We start from the raw sequence: 14,684 nt of genomic DNA, 5'->3' as shown, positions 1-14,684 counted from the left end.
TCCCGCGAACCGGCACCCACTTCGCTCTAGGCGCGGAGCGACGGAGCCGGCTTGGCCGCCGACGGCGCCTCAAAGACCACGCTGAAACGAAGAACCTCATCCTCTGCTGCGCAACACACGGCGCCGGGGCAATGATCGCTTTCGACCAGGGCGAAATGCACCGCCGACGCCCGGTCCGCGAACAACCCGCCGACGAGGCCTAGACGGTCGCACACCACCCATTGTCCTTCGGCGTCGCGTCCGACCGTGAACCGGCTCGACAAGGTGGAGGGATACGATTCCTGCAGGGCTTTGCCCATGATGTGATGCCTTTGGTTTGATGAGGGACGCGGGGAAACGGCAGCGCCCTGGCGCCGCTTCCCTTTTCGCGGAGGCGGTTGTTGCGATGGTCGCGCAATTGAGCGAAACGGGCACCGGTTCGCGTGAAGAAAAGCGCGACGACGCGAGGCTCTAGAGAGCGATCCAGCGCATGAGGGCGATGACAAGAACCGCCACGAGCATGACAATGCCGAGCCGCAACAGCATCGCGCTGTCATCCGACTTGGCCTGCTCTCGTGACTTGGCCTGCTCTCGCCGGGTATCCGGACGCGGTACGTCCCGGTTCCGCAGGTCGCGGTTTTCAGGAAGATAGTGATACATGCCGAGACGCCCAAACATGTCGCTCAATCCCTTGTGGTGACGGCGCACCGGATCTTCACGGCCCCGTCCTGCCCGCTCAATCTATGGACCGCCCCATAGGGTTTCGATGGCGGCCAATGGGGAATGAAATTAAATTCTCATAGTAATTTCAGCTACTTGGAATGGTGTAGCGCACGATAGACGGCCAGAAGCGTTGGCTCCCCACCGGCCTGGCCGGTACTGTTCCCGCGACGAGCGAGGTCCGATAGCGCGCCCTCGATCGCCGCCGTGGCTCCCCTTGCCAAAGGCACCAGCGGCAGCCGCACTTCACCAGACAGTCCGCGCAAAAGCCGCAGCGCCGCCTTCACCGAGGCCGGATCGCTGTCGCCCAGAGCATCCCGCAGCGGCCGGATCCGTGCATCCAGCGCGCGGGCGGCGTCGAAATCGCCCCGCGCGGTGGCGGCATGCAGCGCGACGAGCTCCTTGGGGATCGCATTGGCGGCGGCCGTGACGGTGCCCTGCCCGCCCACCGCATTGAAGGCGAACGAGGTGGCATCATGGCCGGACAGCTGCAGGAAGCGGTCGCCAAGCCGACTGACCAAGAGAGGCGGCCGCGACAGATCGGCCGAGCCATCCACAATGCCGACCAACCCGGGAAAGGCAGCCAGCCGTTCCAGCGTCGCCAAGGTCATGTCGACGCCGGTGCAGGCGGGGAAATTGCCGATAAGGACGGGCATGTCGGCCCGGTCCGCCACCGCCTCGAAATGCCGGAACAGCCCTTCCTGGCTCGGCCGATTGTAATAGGGCGTCACGACGAGGGCTGCATCCGCGCCGACCGATTGCGCCATCGATGTGAAGGCGATGGTCGACTGCGTGCTGTTGGTGCCGGTGCCGGCGATAACGGGAACCCTGCCCGCCGCGGCACGCACGGTCGCGCGGATGACGGCGATGCGTTCTTCCCAGGCCAAGGTAGAGACCTCGCCCGTCGTCCCGCAAGCGACCAGACCGGCGACACCGGCGCCGATCTGCCACTCGATCAGCGCGGTGTAAGCCTGGATATCGACAGCGCCGCCACGGAACGGGGTCACGAGCGAGGTCGTGATGCCGTTCAGGCGGCTACGCAAGTCAGCGTCGTCCATGATGTCCAAATCCCTGTTGGCGGCCGGCGTTTGCCGACCGCTCCGCGCAGAAGCATGGATCGGAACCGGATAGGGATGCCATTCGGACGAGGGCGCTAAAGTATCAAATTGCCATAGGAATGGGCTCGCCATGGCCAAGCGCTGGCAAGCGACGGCGAGACGCTCCAAACAATTCATGCCGCGCAATAGGAGGTCCGGATCTGACGATCGACGAACGGAGACACGACGACGGGCTCACCGCGTCGTCGGCTGCAACGCCATGGGCGTGGTCTCGCCCCGAACGTCGTCACCGCCCACCTTGGCCAGCAGACTATTCATTTGGCGCAGGATCGACTCGGACCGCTGCAGCGCGACGGCGCCTTCCAGCAACTTGGCTTGAAGGGCGCTTTCCACGGTGGAAGCAGCGGCAGAGTGTGGGGGACAGGCCTTTTTCATAATGGCTCAACATATCGAGCCTCTTCTCCGGCCCGTCAGTGATGGAAGTCACAAAAACTGAGGAAGCCCCCAGCTGTCGTTTCTGCTGGTCCGTCTGGTGTAACGCCCGGCTTGTCTTGGGCGACCCATCCCTGCCCACGCCTTCACGGTTTTGCCACGGTCGAGCGACCGAGAAGCGCCAGGATGAGAGCGAGAACCGTCAAGCCCGCCGCCGCCACGAATGTGGCCGTAAAGGCATCCCCGATGGCCTGCGGAGAGGCGCTGGTGATTGCCCCGGCTCCGACCGCGGAAGCGAAAAGCGTTGCCATCACGGAGGCGCCGGTCATGAAACCCAGATTGCGGGAAAGGCCGAGCAATCCCGACAACATGCCGCGCTGTTCGTCCCGGGCCGCGAGCATGACCAGGGTGTTGTTCGCCGCCAGGAACAGTTGAAAGCCCGGCGTCAGGATGATCAGTGCGGCGACATATCCAGCAATGCCGAACCATCCGGGCAGCAAGGCCAGGCAGAGCAGGCCAACGGCCATCTCGGCAAGGCCCGCCACGAGAATGCGCGGCGCACCAAACCGATCGGTAAGGCGACCGGCTGGAATGCCCGCCAACGCGGCTGTCACGGGTCCCGCGGCCATGACAAGGCCGACCAGCGCCTCGTTCAAACCCAGGCCGAATGCCAAGAAAAACGGCCCGACGACCAGCGTCGACATCATCCCCGTGGTGACCAGCAGGTTCATCGTCAGAGATGCGCGAATGGCGCGGTTGCGCAGGATCGAGACAGGCACCAGCGGCGATGCGGATCGAGCCTCGACGAGGACGAAGAGCGCGAAAGCGAAAATCGCGATGGGGAGAGACAGGCCCAATCCCCAGCTTGCATTCGCTTTTCCACCACCTGTCGCCAGCGCATAAGCCGTCAAGGCAATGGCGAGCAGGACGGCGCCGAGCCAATCCATCGAGCCCCTGATGGGTGTACGGGACGGCCGAGCCGGAATGGAAAACAGGGCGAGGCCGAGCACCAGCGCCGCGATTCCAGCCAGCAGGACGAACGCCGCTCGCCAGCCGAAACCAGCAATCAAGATCCCGCCAAGGGATGGGCCGAGCGCGGTTCCGATCGCCGACATCGTGCCGAGGAGCCCCATTGCCGATCCGGTCCGTTCCTTCGCGACGGTGTCGCGCACAATCGAAAGCGGCAGCGCCATGAGGATCGCGCCGCCGATGCCCTGGACCGCCCGCGCTGCGATCAGAACCTCCAGCGTCGGGGCAGCCGCGCAGAAGACGGAAGCAATGGCGAACAGCGCCAGGCCGGCGATCAGGACTCGGCGATGGCCAAACAGATCCCCGAGCCGTCCCGCCAACACAATCGCCACGGTTGCGGCGATCAGGTAAGCGAGCACCACCCATTGGACGCTGGATACTGGAGCGGAATAGACCCGGCTCAGGGTCGGAAGCGCAACCGAGGCGATGCTGACGGCAAGCGATGCCAGCAGCATGGCCCCTGCCAGCGCGGCGATCGTTGATAGGGAAGTCTTCATCCGGGATGCGGCTGTCACGGCGGCTCTCTTGTAGCGGTTTCAAGTCGCCGCTACGCTGCCACTTCAAGTCAACTTGAGGTCAAGCATGAATCTTCTCGATATCGGCGTTCTTGCGGAGAGAAGCGGCGTTCCGGCCTCGACGCTGCGTTATTATGAGGAAATCGGGCTGATTGAATCGGTCGCGCGGCGTGGGCTGCGACGCCAGTTCGACAGGCAGGCACTCACCCAGCTTGCCTTGATTGCGCTTGGCAAGACGGCGGGTTTTTCGCTGGAGGAGATCAAGGGGATGTTTGGCAAGGACGGTTCGCCCGATCTGCCGCGCACGGCCCTGCACCAGCGTGCCGACAAGCTCGATCTCCAGATCCGCGAACTCACGACCCTCCGGAACGCCCTCCGCCATGTCGCGGACTGCCAGGCCACGTCTCATATGGAATGCCCGAAATTCCTTCGGCTGCTGCGCCTGGCGTCACCACCGCAGCGGGAGCGTGCGCCTCGCCCGGGACGGGTGAAACGCTAGGGATGAATGACCTTGTGACGGCCAACTAGGTTTGACCAGGAAGGCCGCCTCTGCCTGCACGCCTGCAAGGCCGTGCTGCGCAATTTTGGTCTGATCCACCCAGTCCTTCCCTCAGGGGCGCGCGCGGTCTCTCGATCCCGATGAACCCCATTCCGGAAATCGGACCGCGGATCTCAACTCTTCCGGCTGAAACAGTCGTGATCGATACGTCCAACTACTACCCAATGCGCGACAACAGGATTGATGCCATTGAATCGGGCGAGGTCGAAAGTAGCTGGGTGGTCAAGCAATCGGGCCCTCCAATCGCAAAGGCTTGGAACGCCATTGGGTCCGACTCCTCTGCCAAGAAGGGAAAGGCAGTCGGACAACCGGATCGGATTGCTACCCGTCGCAGCCGACCGGGTGTAAGACCGCAAGGTTGCCATGGCACCCGTCGAAGATACGGGGTTCGATCCCGTAGATGCCGGAACGTTGCCGCAATCCTGGCGTCTTCAGGCGGATAAACCTATTCCCGCACCGTCGCGCCGAGGCGCGAAATATCTTCGTGGCAATGGGGCTCTGGCACCCGGATTTGCCACTTCAATTGTACGGTACCCTTCGGGCAATTCGGTCGATCGCCTCGATAACCCTTCGATACAGCGCGGGCGGCAAGTCATGCCCCATGCCGTCCACCAGCAAAAATTCCGCGTTCGGGATCGAGCCGGCTGTGTCCCTACCGCAGGCGGGCAAGATGAGTGGATCATCGGACCCATGAATGACGAGCGTCGGCGCGGTGACGGTCACCAGACGTTCGCGCCGGTCACCGGCCACGGCCATCGCGGCGATCTGTCGTCCACGGCCGCCGGGATCGTAGGCACGACGGACCTCTTCCAGGACGAGAAGACGATGAGCCTCTTCGTCGAACGGATGGTGCTTGCCGGCAATGCGGCGCGCGAAGGCAATGCTATTCGCGAGGAACCCGGCCTCGTTCGAGGCGGGATCGGGCGCGGGGCGCATCATCATCGCCATGACGTCAGGCTCGGCTTGTGGAAGTGCCGGATTGCCCGTGCTCGACATGATCGACGTCAGGGACAGCACCCGCCCAGGATGCTCGCTCGCCATGATCTGCGCGATCATGCCGCCCATGGAACGCCCCACGACATGAGCCCGGTCAATGGCGAGCCCATCGAGCAAGCCGATGGCGTCTGAGGCCATGTCATGGAGCGTGTAGGGAACGTCGGGTCGCTGTCCCGCCATGAGCGTAGTCGCCAGCGCGCCGAAATCTACGTTCCCGTATTGGGGAAAATGCGTCGAGCATCCTGCGTCGCGATTGTCGAAGCGGATCACGCGATAGCCGCGATTGGCCAGCGCTTCGCAGAACGGCGCCGTCCATCGGATCATCTGGGTGCCCAACCCGGCAATCAGCAGGATCGGTACGTCTGCGTCATTGCCGAAACTGTCATAGGTCAGGTCGATCCCGTTGGCCTTCACGATATTCATGGTCGCATTCCGTCCGGCTCAGGCTGCAAATTCAGCTGTGCCGGATTAATATCCGGGTAAAATTAGGACGTCAATATTACCCGGGTAATTTATCTCGTCTGACCACGCGCGGGTTGAGCCCCTCGGACATGTTTGAAGTCGGCGTTGGGCATCTGCCACAATGGAGATATGCCAAGGGTGGCCGATTCCGGCGCCCCAGAATTCTTCTCCGCTGCCGCCGCAATATCCGCGTCGCTGGCAATCGCCATCGAAAGCCGTCCATGAACTTGACCACTACGACTTGGGAATCTGACTGGATCTGGAGCGTTCCGCTCATCGTGTTCACCGTCACGTTCCATGTCATCGCCCTCAGCCTGATCTACCACGGCGTCGTGCGGGCGATTGGAAACGGGCCTTATGGCGGCCGCTTGTGGCTGCGCTTCCTGATCATCATGGGCACGGTCGCTTGGGTCGTCACGGCGCATGCGCTTCAAGCCACGGCATGGGCGGTCGCCTATCGCGCGCTTGGAGCCGTGCCAGGCGACAAGTCGGCCATGCTCTATTCGTTGAGCGCGCTGACCAGCTACGGCCACGCCGAGGTTTATCTGGCACCGCAATGGCAGTTGATGGGCGCCCTGGAAGCGCTGAATGGCATCATATTGTTCGGACTGACAATCGCCTTCCTCTCGGCGATTATCCAGAAGGTCTGGTCCGGCCAGATCTGAATCCTTTGATTGTTTTCCATCGTTTCAGAGCCTGGCGGCCACCCGATTCAACTCGGCGTAAGGCCATGGCGCGGCGAGCGGATGGGGAGCAAACGGGTCCGCATCTCGGCCGCCATTTTACAGCGTAGGAAAACCCACCAGACACTGGCATTTGCAAACAGGCCACCGGGGCCATTTCGCATGGCATGACCGGCAAAGATCCTGGCGCCTGTTAACCCCTGATGCGTCCAGGGGGCGGGCGGAGCGGCATCCTGGATGGCATTCGAGCATGGGGCGGCCAACTCTCGCCAAGCCGGTCGCGCATCGCGTATACTCGGCACATTGGACGCCTGCCCACCGGCCAATCTGCGTGACCGTGTGGCCAGGTTTTGAACCAATGAACGCCCCCTTGCAGCATGATCCGGATCGGGAGGAACGTCGGCTTTCGGCACTCAGAAGCTATGACGTTCTGGATACCCCGAAGGAGCATGAGTTCGACGAAATTGCCCGTCTGGCATCGGACATTTGCGGCACGCCTATTGCGGTGGTGAACTTCATCGCGGATCAGCGGCAATTCTTCAAAGCGGAGGTCGGGCTCGGGGTGCGGGAAACGCCCATCGGGAGTTCGTTTTGCGCACAAGCCATCCTTGAGGAAGAGTTTCTCCTGGTTCCCGATGCGACGCAGGACAGCCGTTTCGACTGCAACCCCCTTGTGACGGGCGAGCCTCATCTGAGATTTTATGCTGGCGCGGTCCTGAAGACGACCGAAGGCCTGCCGATCGGAACGGTCTGCGTCCTCGACTATCAGCCTAAATCGCTCACCGAGCTTCAGCAGCGGACGTTGCGGGTGCTTGCGCATCAGGTCATGGCGCAACTTGAACTTCGCAGAATTCTGAAGACTCAGGCCCGCGAGCTTGCAGTCGAGCGACGCCTGAGCGCCCGTCGCCATGCCCAGGCTTCGAAGCTGGGACAAATCAGCGATGAAGCGCGGCTTGAAGAGGAGCGCTACAGAGCTGCCCACGGAGCCGGCCGCGTCGGCGTGTTCGAGATTGATGTGCCCACGGGCCAGATGACCGTCTCGGACGAGTTTTGCCGCATATTCGGCGTGCCCGTTCGCAAGAACTATTTCGCGTCTACCTTTGAGAATCTCGTCATAGACGAAGATCGCAAAGCCATTTCAAATGACGAGACCCGCCACAGCGGCACGGCGGAACTGGACGTCGAATACAGGATACGTCGCGCAAACGATCAAAGCCTTCTTTGGATCTCGCGGCGGGCCCGCTTCACGGTCGATAATGGCAGCGTCAACCGTATGATCGGCATCGTCCTTGACGTGACGGAGGCCAAGCAGAAAGACGCCCGCACCCAGGCGCTTCTCTCGCTCGGCGACAAGCTGCGAGAGGTCGAAACGACCGCTGAGGCGTCGCGGATCGCTGCCGAAACCTTGGCCCATGGCCTCGGCGCCAATCGAGCCGGCTACTTCACCATCGATCAAGCCGCCGACACATTCGTGGTCGATTTCAACTGGACCGAGGCCGGCGCGGCATCGTTGGTGGGATACCACTCGCTGGCTGGGTTCAGGGCAACGATTGATCGCCTGGCGAACGGCGAGACATTGGCGGTGCCCAACGTCGCTGAGGCGAAATGGTTGGCTGCGGATGCCGCGAGCTATGAAGCAATGGGCGTTCGATCCTTTGTGCAGGTGCCCATTGTGAAGGCGGGCACTCTCGTCGGGGTCCTGTTCGCCCACGACGATACGCCGCGCTCCTGGACCAATGATGAAATGGCATTTGCCTGGGGGGTGGCGGATCGCAGCTACGCCTCGCTTGAAAAGCTGAACGCGGAGGCTGAACAACGCCTGCTCAATGAGGAGCTAAACCACCGGCTCAAGAATACCCTGGCAATGGTTCAGGCCATAGCCGGACAGACTTTGAAGAGCGTCACGGAGCAGGATGCCGTGAGTGCGTTTACGGACAGGCTCCGGTCGCTCAGCGCCGCTCATGACGTGCTCCTTCAGCAGTCCTGGTCGGCAGCGCATATGAAGGAAATCGTCGAGGCGGTTGTTCGACCTCATGCCGACCCATGGCGCTTCGTCATCTCCGGTCCCGACGTCAAAATTGGCTCGAAAGCGGGGCTGTCGCTTTCGCTCATCCTCCATGAACTGGCGACCAATGCCATAAAGTACGGTTCGCTTTCCAACAGTGAGGGCATCGTTGAGATTTCGTGGGACACCTCGGGGGAAGCTGCCGATAGACAGCTCGTTTTCTCTTGGGCAGAGAAGAACGGCCCCCTTGTCAGCGAGCCTGCTCGCAAGGGATTTGGTTCCCGGCTCATTCGTATGGGGCTTGTCGGAACCGGCGACGTAGACAAGCGTTACTTACCAACGGGTCTGGTAGCCGTTTTCCGTGCCCCCTTGGGGCTGGTTCAGGAAGTCGGCTAGAAAGAGTTCATGTGACATCATCCCAACAGCATGTTGCGGCCGTGCTCGTCGTAGAGGACGAGCCCTTGCTCCGAATGTCGGCTGTGGACCTCGTCGAAGAGGCGGGTTTCAAGGCTCTGGAAGCCGGCAACGCAGACCAGGCGCTGGCAATTTTGCGCAGCGGCGAACCGATTTGCAGCCTCTTCACGGACGTTGATATGCCCGGCTCGATGGATGGGCTCATGCTCGCAAATCTGGTGCAAAGCCAGTGGCCGGAGATCCAGATCATCGTGGCCTCGGGTCATCGGCGAGTGACAGATGAAGAACTCCCCGCAGGCGCTCACTACTTCTCGAAGCCCTATGACGCGGAGAGAATAGTTCGAGCCATAGAAGCGGGTTCGCTCAAGCATTCCACGTCGGCTGGTCGCTCCAACTAGGGTCCTAGCGCAAACTGAAGTTTCTGATGTGGCTGGCCCCTTGGCATGTCCGGTTTTGTCAGGTTCTCGGCGCGCGGCCACCTGAACATTTCTCAACAGACCGCGCCGCCCCAAACCTGATGCGTGCCTGTTGTAGGCGCCCCTTTTAGGTGTCCGGATTGTCGGCTTCGCAGCCCCGCCAGCCTTAATCCTTTGTTTGCTGTTCAAAAGAGCTACAGGCTGTTCACCGAATGGATGATGGACAAAATGCGGTCGATAGCTCACTGCATCGCGCATCATGAAAACGCCCGCGCCTCTGTGCCTTGATCGATCCCAGACCGTTAAGGTCCAAACCCTGATATCGGAAGGGGCGGTTGCGCTTCGCCGGTCAACGCTTGTCCTGCAGCAGATGAACGCCGTTCTCGCCAAGCTTGCGGCCTGACCCGGTGCCGCCGCCAGGCCTGTTCCTCGTCTTCAAAGACACCAGGCGCTCTCGATATCTCTAATTTAGAGCCACCAGTGAAATCACATGCGATTGTGATTTTGTTCCCCTAGTCTTCTGCAATCGCCGTGGCAGCTTGGGGAACTAAGAATGTGCATCGCCTGTAGTCCGCTGATGAATGCACTTCAGGTGCGCACTTCTGGGCTCTCTCGCCGCTTTTTCATGAAGGGCAGCGCCGCTGCCGTTCTTGCCACAGGTTTTACAGGCGGTTTGACGGCCTTTTCCTGTGATGACGCGTCTGCCCAGACGGCTACGGGCGACACACTTTATGTCGGTGGCCCCATCCTCACCATGAATGATTCGGCTCCCTCCGCCGAGGCGGTGCTGGTGCGGGACGGCCGGATCGTGGCTGTGGGTACTCGTTCCGAGCTTGAGAGCCATGCAACTGCGGACGCAAAAACGATAGACCTCGGTGGCAAGACATTGCTGCCGGGCTTCTTCGACCCGCATGGTCATGTTGTCATGATTGGCCTTCAGGCCCTCTCGGCCAACCTGTTGCCGGCTCCCGATGGCGAAGGCAATGACATCGCGGCAATCCAACGATTGCTGCGCGGCTGGATTGAGAAGAACAGCGCGGCCATCAAACGCTACAAGATCATTGTTGGTTTTGGCTACGACGACTCGCAACTCCAGGAGCAGCGCCATCCAACGCGGGATGAACTCGATGCGGTATCGAGTGACGTGCCGGTCGTGATCATCCACCAGTCGAGCCATCTCGGCGTCGTCAACAGCAAGGCCCTCGAACTGGCCGGTATCGACGCCAGCACCGCGAACCCTCCCGGCGGCGCCTTTCGCCGGCGTGAGGGTAGCCAGGAGCCGAATGGTGTCTGCGAAGAGGGCGCGTTCTTCCAGTTGGTCGGCAAGTTGTTCGCCGGCTTCGACGAGGAAGCCTATCTGGCGATGATCAAGGCGGGGGCCAGCTTCTGCGCCAGCTTCGGCTATACGACCGTGCAGGAAGCGCGCGCCATGGGCGTGACGACCAAGATGCTGGCCACAGCAAGTGCTGCCGGTCTGCTCGATGTCGATGTTCTCGTCTATCCTGACATTCTCGACTCCGCTGAGGACATCAAGCCTGCGCGCGACTATGTGAACCGGATGCGCATTGGCGGCGCCAAGCTGACGATCGACGGATCGCCGCAGGGAAAGACCGCCTTCCTCTCCGAGCCCTACTTCGTGCCCCCTGCGGGCCAGGGACCTGACTATGTCGGCTATACCGCCATTACCAAGGACCAGTTGAACGGGGCGTTTGACCTTGCCTATGGCAATAACTGGCAGATCCTGACCCATGCCAATGGCGATGCGGCAATCGATTGGCTGATCGAGGCTGTCGAGGTGGCGACCAAAAAGCACGGCGCGGGCGACAGGCGCTCCGTTCTGATCCACGGCCAGACCACCCGGCAGGATCAGTTGCCCCGCCTGAAGGCTGCCAACATCCTGCCGTCCTTCTTCCCAATGCATACGTTCTATTGGGGGGACTGGCACCGTGACTCGGTGCTGGGACCCGTTCGGGCAGATGGAATTTCCCCCTGCGCGTCGGCCAGGCGGCTAGGCATGACCTTCACATCGCATCACGACGCGCCGGTCGCCAATCCCGATTCGATGCGCGTGCTATCCTCGACCGTCACACGCCGGACCCGCAGTGGCGACATCCTGGGACCAGACGAGCGTGTGGATGTCATGACAGCGCTCAAGGCGATGACAATCTGGGCAGCACATCAGCACTACGAAGAAGCGAGCAAGGGATCCATCGAGGCAGGCAAGCTTGCTGATTTTGTCGTCCTCGACCGCAACCCTCTTGAGGTCGATCCGGAGACGCTGTCAGCGCTCAAAGTCGTGGAAACCATCAAACAAGGAAAGACCGTCTACAGGTCGTCCTGAGTAATGGTGCGGGCGGTCGGAATCGAACCGACACTCCTTTCGGAACCGGATTTTGAGTCCGGCGCGTCTACCAGTTCCACCACGCCCGCAACGCGCTGGCCAGTGGCCGGCGACGGCGCGACTATAGTCAGGCTTGCGCGAGAAGCAACGGCGATTTCGACCTTTTCCCAATTGTCGGAGCCTCGACGCGGCGGTGCCGCCCTACCCTACGCCAAAGTGAAGGAGCGGGCGGTCGACAGGGTCAGGCGCGGCAGCTAAAAGCAGATCGCATCGTTCAAAGCGAGACATGAATGGCCGATCGTTTTACCCGTCGCCTGCCGCTTGCCATCCTCAGCTTCGGATTGGGCCTCGCGGCGATCCTCGGCGCCTGGGGATCCCAGATCTTTGGCGGCTATTCGCCCTGCAAGCTCTGCCTCGAACAGCGCATACCCTATTATCTCGGCCTGCCGGTGCTGCTGGTCGCGATCCTGCTGCTCGGCGCCAAGAAGTCCGAGCGTTTCGCACGCGGATTGCTCGTCCTGGCCGGCCTGATCTTCGTGGTCAGCCTCGGCCTCGCCCTCTACCACGCCGGCGTCGAATGGAAATTCTGGCTCGGCCCGGCCGATTGCGGCGGCGGACTGGCGACGACCGGCAATGCCGGCGACCTGCTGTCCCAGATCGGCCAGACCAAGGTGGTGAACTGCGGCGAAGCGGCGCTTCGCGTGCTCGGCCTCTCCTTCGCCGGCTGGAACGCCGTCGTCTCGGCGATCATCGCCGCCGCCCTGCTCTGGGCAGGTTTTTCGCAGGGCGTGAAGCCTCGGTAGCGCCGCGACTTTTCTATTCAGCTTCCGGTGCGGCCTGCGTCAGCTGGTGCAGGACGATGCCGCTGGTGGTCGCGACATTGAGCGAATCGACGCCGGACGCCATCGGAATCCGCACCGTCAGCGTCCGGGCCAGCACCGCCGCGTCGAGGCCCGGCCCCTCGGTGCCGAGCAACGCCGCCACCCGTGACGGACGCTTCACCTCCGCCAGGCGGTATGCGCCATTCGGGCTCAACGACACCGCCGTAAACCCATGCTTTTCCAGCAGCGCCACGACATCGTCAGACAGCGCCAATTTGGCGTGCGGCAGCGTCAGCGTGTTGCCGACAGAAACGCGGATCGCCTTGCGATAGAACGGATCGCAGCATTGCGCATCGAGCAGGATCGCATCGGCGCCAAAGGCGGCGGCATTGCGAAAAATACCGCCGAGATTGTCGTGGTTGGAAATCCCCATCAGCACGACGACCAGCGCCCTGCCCTCGATCCCGGCGAGCAGCGCATCGGCGGAAGGCGCGGGAGCCCGATGGCCGAGCGCCAGAATGCCGCGATGGATATGAAAGCCGACAATACCGTCGAGCACCGCCTGGTTGGCGACATAGACCGGCACGTCATCGGCCAGTCGATCCGTAATGGCGGCAAGGCCATCGACGCGCTTCTCATCGAGCAGCAGCGAGACGGGCTGGTGGCGTTCCGATTGCACCAGCGTCTGCAACACCACCTCGCCCTCAGCGATGAAGTGATCGTCGCGGCCGACAAGGTCGCGTTCGCGCACCTGGCTATAGGCCGCGATGCGCGGATCGGCGGGATCGGTGATGCGGATCAGGTTGGGCAAGGCAGACAGACGAGAGAGGGAACGGACCAGAGGTCTTTCGAGCGACGTGGATACCGCATCGCGTGAAGAGAACGCGACCTACGGCTCCAGTTCCGTATCCCAGTAGAGATAATCGAGCCAGCTGTCGTGCAGATAGTTGGGTGGAAAGGCGCGGCCATTATTGTGCAGGTCGGAGACGCTGGGCTGGAACGGCTTTTGCCGCGGCCACATCCGCGCGTCGGCCGTGGTCTGGCTGCCCTTGCGCAGATTGCAGGGCGAACAGGCGGCCACGACATTCTGCCAGGTCGTCTGGCCGCCGCGAGCCCGTGGCACGACGTGGTCGAAGGTCAAATCCTCGCGGGCGCTGCAATACTGGCACTGGAAACGGTCACGCAGGAACACATTGAAGCGCGTAAACGCTGGATTTCGCGACGGCGTCACATAGCTTTTCAGCGAGACGACACTGGGCAGCCGCATCCGGAAGGACGGGCTGCGGATGTCGATGTCATATTCGGAGACGATATTGACGCGATCCAGGAAGACCGCCTTGATCGTGTCCTGCCAGGACCAGAGCGAGAGCGGGTAATAGCTCAGAGGCCGATAGTCGGCATTGAGCACAAGAGCCGGGTGTGCGCCGGGTGACACGGCTATCGTCAAGACATCGCTTCCTTTGCTGGATGCGCCGAACCTCGAGATTGCCGAAATAGTCTATAGGCTCTGTGTCATCCTTGTGAAGCCAATGAAACGTTGACGTTTCCGTGCGCGTCGATCAGACGTCGGCTGTGGCAAAAATGCGTTTGAGGAAGGCCGCCCCTGCGGCAAGTCCCGCCTCGTCTATGCCGTGGCCAAGGCCGGGGCGCTCGATCGACGCGACAGCGAAGCCAGCGTCGCGAAGCGCCTTCTCCGTCTCCTGCAGGGCGGCGACCGGAATCACCTCATCCAGCGCGCCATGCACGAGCAAAACCGGCGGCCTACTCCGGGTCTCCGCCTTGAGCCGCTCGACGCCGGCGATGCGGCCGGAATAGGCGACGATGCCGGCCATCTCGCGCGGACGACGCGGTCCGACCTGCAGCGCCATCATCGTGCCCTGGCTGAAGCCGACCAGCGCCAGATCGGCATCGGTCAGTCCAAGCCTCTCCAACTCGGCGTCGAGAAACTCGTCGAGCTTTGGCGCGGCGGCAGAGGCGCCCAGCCAATATTCATGCGCATCCCGCACGGCGAGACGAAACCATTGATGCCCCACGCCCCAATCGCAGGGATCCGGCGCATTCGGCGCGACGAAATACGCATCCGGGAACAGTGGCGCCCAATGCGCGCCGATATCGATCAGGTCCTGTCCGTCGGCGCCGACGCCATGCAGCAGAACGACGAGCTTGTTGGGCTTGCCGCCAGAAAGCGGAGCGAGGCGCGGACCATCGAGCATGAAATTTCCCAGTTGCAGGCGGGCGAACGAATCTGCGTCAT

At 62.1% G+C, this 14,684-nt stretch carries 14 protein-coding genes and 1 tRNA gene; 6 read left to right on the top strand and 9 right to left on the bottom strand.

Annotation, left to right across the window (positions count from 1 at the left end; genetic code table 11):
* Window positions 1-26: 26 nt before the first annotated feature.
* The 4 genes from OSH12_RS16660 to OSH12_RS16645 all read right to left on the bottom strand — a co-directional run bounded on the left by OSH12_RS16660 (window position 27) and on the right by OSH12_RS16645 (window position 3,733).
* A complete protein-coding gene (locus OSH12_RS16660; protein ID WP_266344715.1) occupies window positions 27-299 on the bottom strand; it encodes a hypothetical protein in 273 nt (90 codons plus the stop codon).
* Between the two features lie 151 nt (window positions 300-450).
* Window positions 451-657, bottom strand: a complete 207-nt coding sequence (locus tag OSH12_RS16655) for a hypothetical protein (RefSeq protein ID WP_266344714.1) — start codon at window positions 655-657, stop codon at window positions 451-453.
* A gap of 134 nt (window positions 658-791) precedes the next feature.
* A complete protein-coding gene (gene dapA / locus OSH12_RS16650; RefSeq protein ID WP_266344713.1) occupies window positions 792-1,757 on the bottom strand; it encodes a 4-hydroxy-tetrahydrodipicolinate synthase in 966 nt (321 codons plus the stop codon).
* A gap of 578 nt (window positions 1,758-2,335) precedes the next feature.
* Window positions 2,336-3,733 carry an MFS transporter gene (locus OSH12_RS16645; protein WP_266344712.1) on the bottom strand — a complete coding sequence of 466 codons (1,398 nt, stop codon included), beginning with the start codon at window positions 3,731-3,733 and terminating at the stop codon, window positions 2,336-2,338.
* A gap of 67 nt (window positions 3,734-3,800) precedes the next feature.
* Between OSH12_RS16645 and OSH12_RS16640 the strand changes: the two genes are divergently transcribed.
* Window positions 3,801-4,232 carry a helix-turn-helix domain-containing protein gene (locus OSH12_RS16640; RefSeq protein WP_266344711.1) on the top strand — a complete coding sequence of 144 codons (432 nt, stop codon included), beginning with the start codon at window positions 3,801-3,803 and terminating at the stop codon, window positions 4,230-4,232.
* Window positions 4,233-4,811: 579 nt separating this feature from the next.
* Here the strand turns inward: OSH12_RS16640 and OSH12_RS16635 are convergent.
* Window positions 4,812-5,711 carry an alpha/beta fold hydrolase gene (locus OSH12_RS16635; RefSeq protein ID WP_266344710.1) on the bottom strand — a complete coding sequence of 300 codons (900 nt, stop codon included), beginning with the start codon at window positions 5,709-5,711 and terminating at the stop codon, window positions 4,812-4,814.
* Window positions 5,712-5,971: 260 nt separating this feature from the next.
* Here OSH12_RS16635 and OSH12_RS16630 point away from each other — a divergent pair, with 260 nt between their 5' ends.
* The 4 genes from OSH12_RS16630 (at window position 5,972) to OSH12_RS16615 (ending at window position 11,609) form a co-directional block, all read left to right on the top strand.
* Window positions 5,972-6,415 carry a hypothetical protein gene (locus OSH12_RS16630; RefSeq protein WP_266344709.1) on the top strand — a complete coding sequence of 148 codons (444 nt, stop codon included), beginning with the start codon at window positions 5,972-5,974 and terminating at the stop codon, window positions 6,413-6,415.
* A gap of 376 nt (window positions 6,416-6,791) precedes the next feature.
* Window positions 6,792-8,834: a GAF domain-containing protein gene (locus OSH12_RS16625; RefSeq protein WP_266344708.1), complete on the top strand. Its 2,043-nt coding sequence runs from the start codon at window positions 6,792-6,794 to the stop codon at window positions 8,832-8,834.
* An 11-nt stretch (window positions 8,835-8,845) separates the two neighbouring features.
* On the top strand, window positions 8,846-9,250 hold the full coding sequence (locus OSH12_RS16620; RefSeq protein ID WP_266344707.1) for a response regulator: 405 nt from the start codon (window positions 8,846-8,848) through the stop codon (window positions 9,248-9,250).
* A gap of 571 nt (window positions 9,251-9,821) precedes the next feature.
* Window positions 9,822-11,609, top strand: coding sequence for an amidohydrolase (locus OSH12_RS16615; RefSeq protein ID WP_266344706.1), 1,788 nt, complete (start codon window positions 9,822-9,824; stop codon window positions 11,607-11,609).
* A gap of 4 nt (window positions 11,610-11,613) precedes the next feature.
* On the opposite strand, the gene OSH12_RS16610 is transcribed toward OSH12_RS16615, so the two are convergent.
* Window positions 11,614-11,698: transfer RNA gene (locus OSH12_RS16610), tRNA-Leu, on the bottom strand.
* Between the two features lie 201 nt (window positions 11,699-11,899).
* On the opposite strand from OSH12_RS16610, the gene OSH12_RS16605 reads away from it, so the two are divergent.
* A complete protein-coding gene (locus tag OSH12_RS16605) occupies window positions 11,900-12,412 on the top strand; it encodes a disulfide bond formation protein B (protein WP_266344705.1) in 513 nt (170 codons plus the stop codon).
* Window positions 12,413-12,425: 13 nt separating this feature from the next.
* Here the strand turns inward: OSH12_RS16605 and OSH12_RS16600 are convergent, their stop codons facing one another.
* From OSH12_RS16600 to OSH12_RS16590, 3 genes are all read right to left on the bottom strand, one after another.
* A complete protein-coding gene (locus OSH12_RS16600; RefSeq protein WP_266344704.1) occupies window positions 12,426-13,241 on the bottom strand; it encodes a TrmH family RNA methyltransferase in 816 nt (271 codons plus the stop codon).
* A 78-nt stretch (window positions 13,242-13,319) separates the two neighbouring features.
* Window positions 13,320-13,877: an HNH endonuclease gene (locus OSH12_RS16595; protein ID WP_266344703.1), complete on the bottom strand. Its 558-nt coding sequence runs from the start codon at window positions 13,875-13,877 to the stop codon at window positions 13,320-13,322.
* Window positions 13,878-13,989: 112 nt separating this feature from the next.
* On the bottom strand, window positions 13,990-14,643 hold the full coding sequence (locus OSH12_RS16590; protein ID WP_266344702.1) for an alpha/beta hydrolase: 654 nt from the start codon (window positions 14,641-14,643) through the stop codon (window positions 13,990-13,992).
* Window positions 14,644-14,684 lie beyond the last annotated feature (41 nt).

Source organism: Kaistia terrae, assembly GCF_026344005.1.
GTDB classification, from domain to species: domain Bacteria; phylum Pseudomonadota; class Alphaproteobacteria; order Rhizobiales; family Kaistiaceae; genus Kaistia; species Kaistia terrae.
This window is presented reverse-complemented; position numbering and strand designations above follow the sequence as displayed.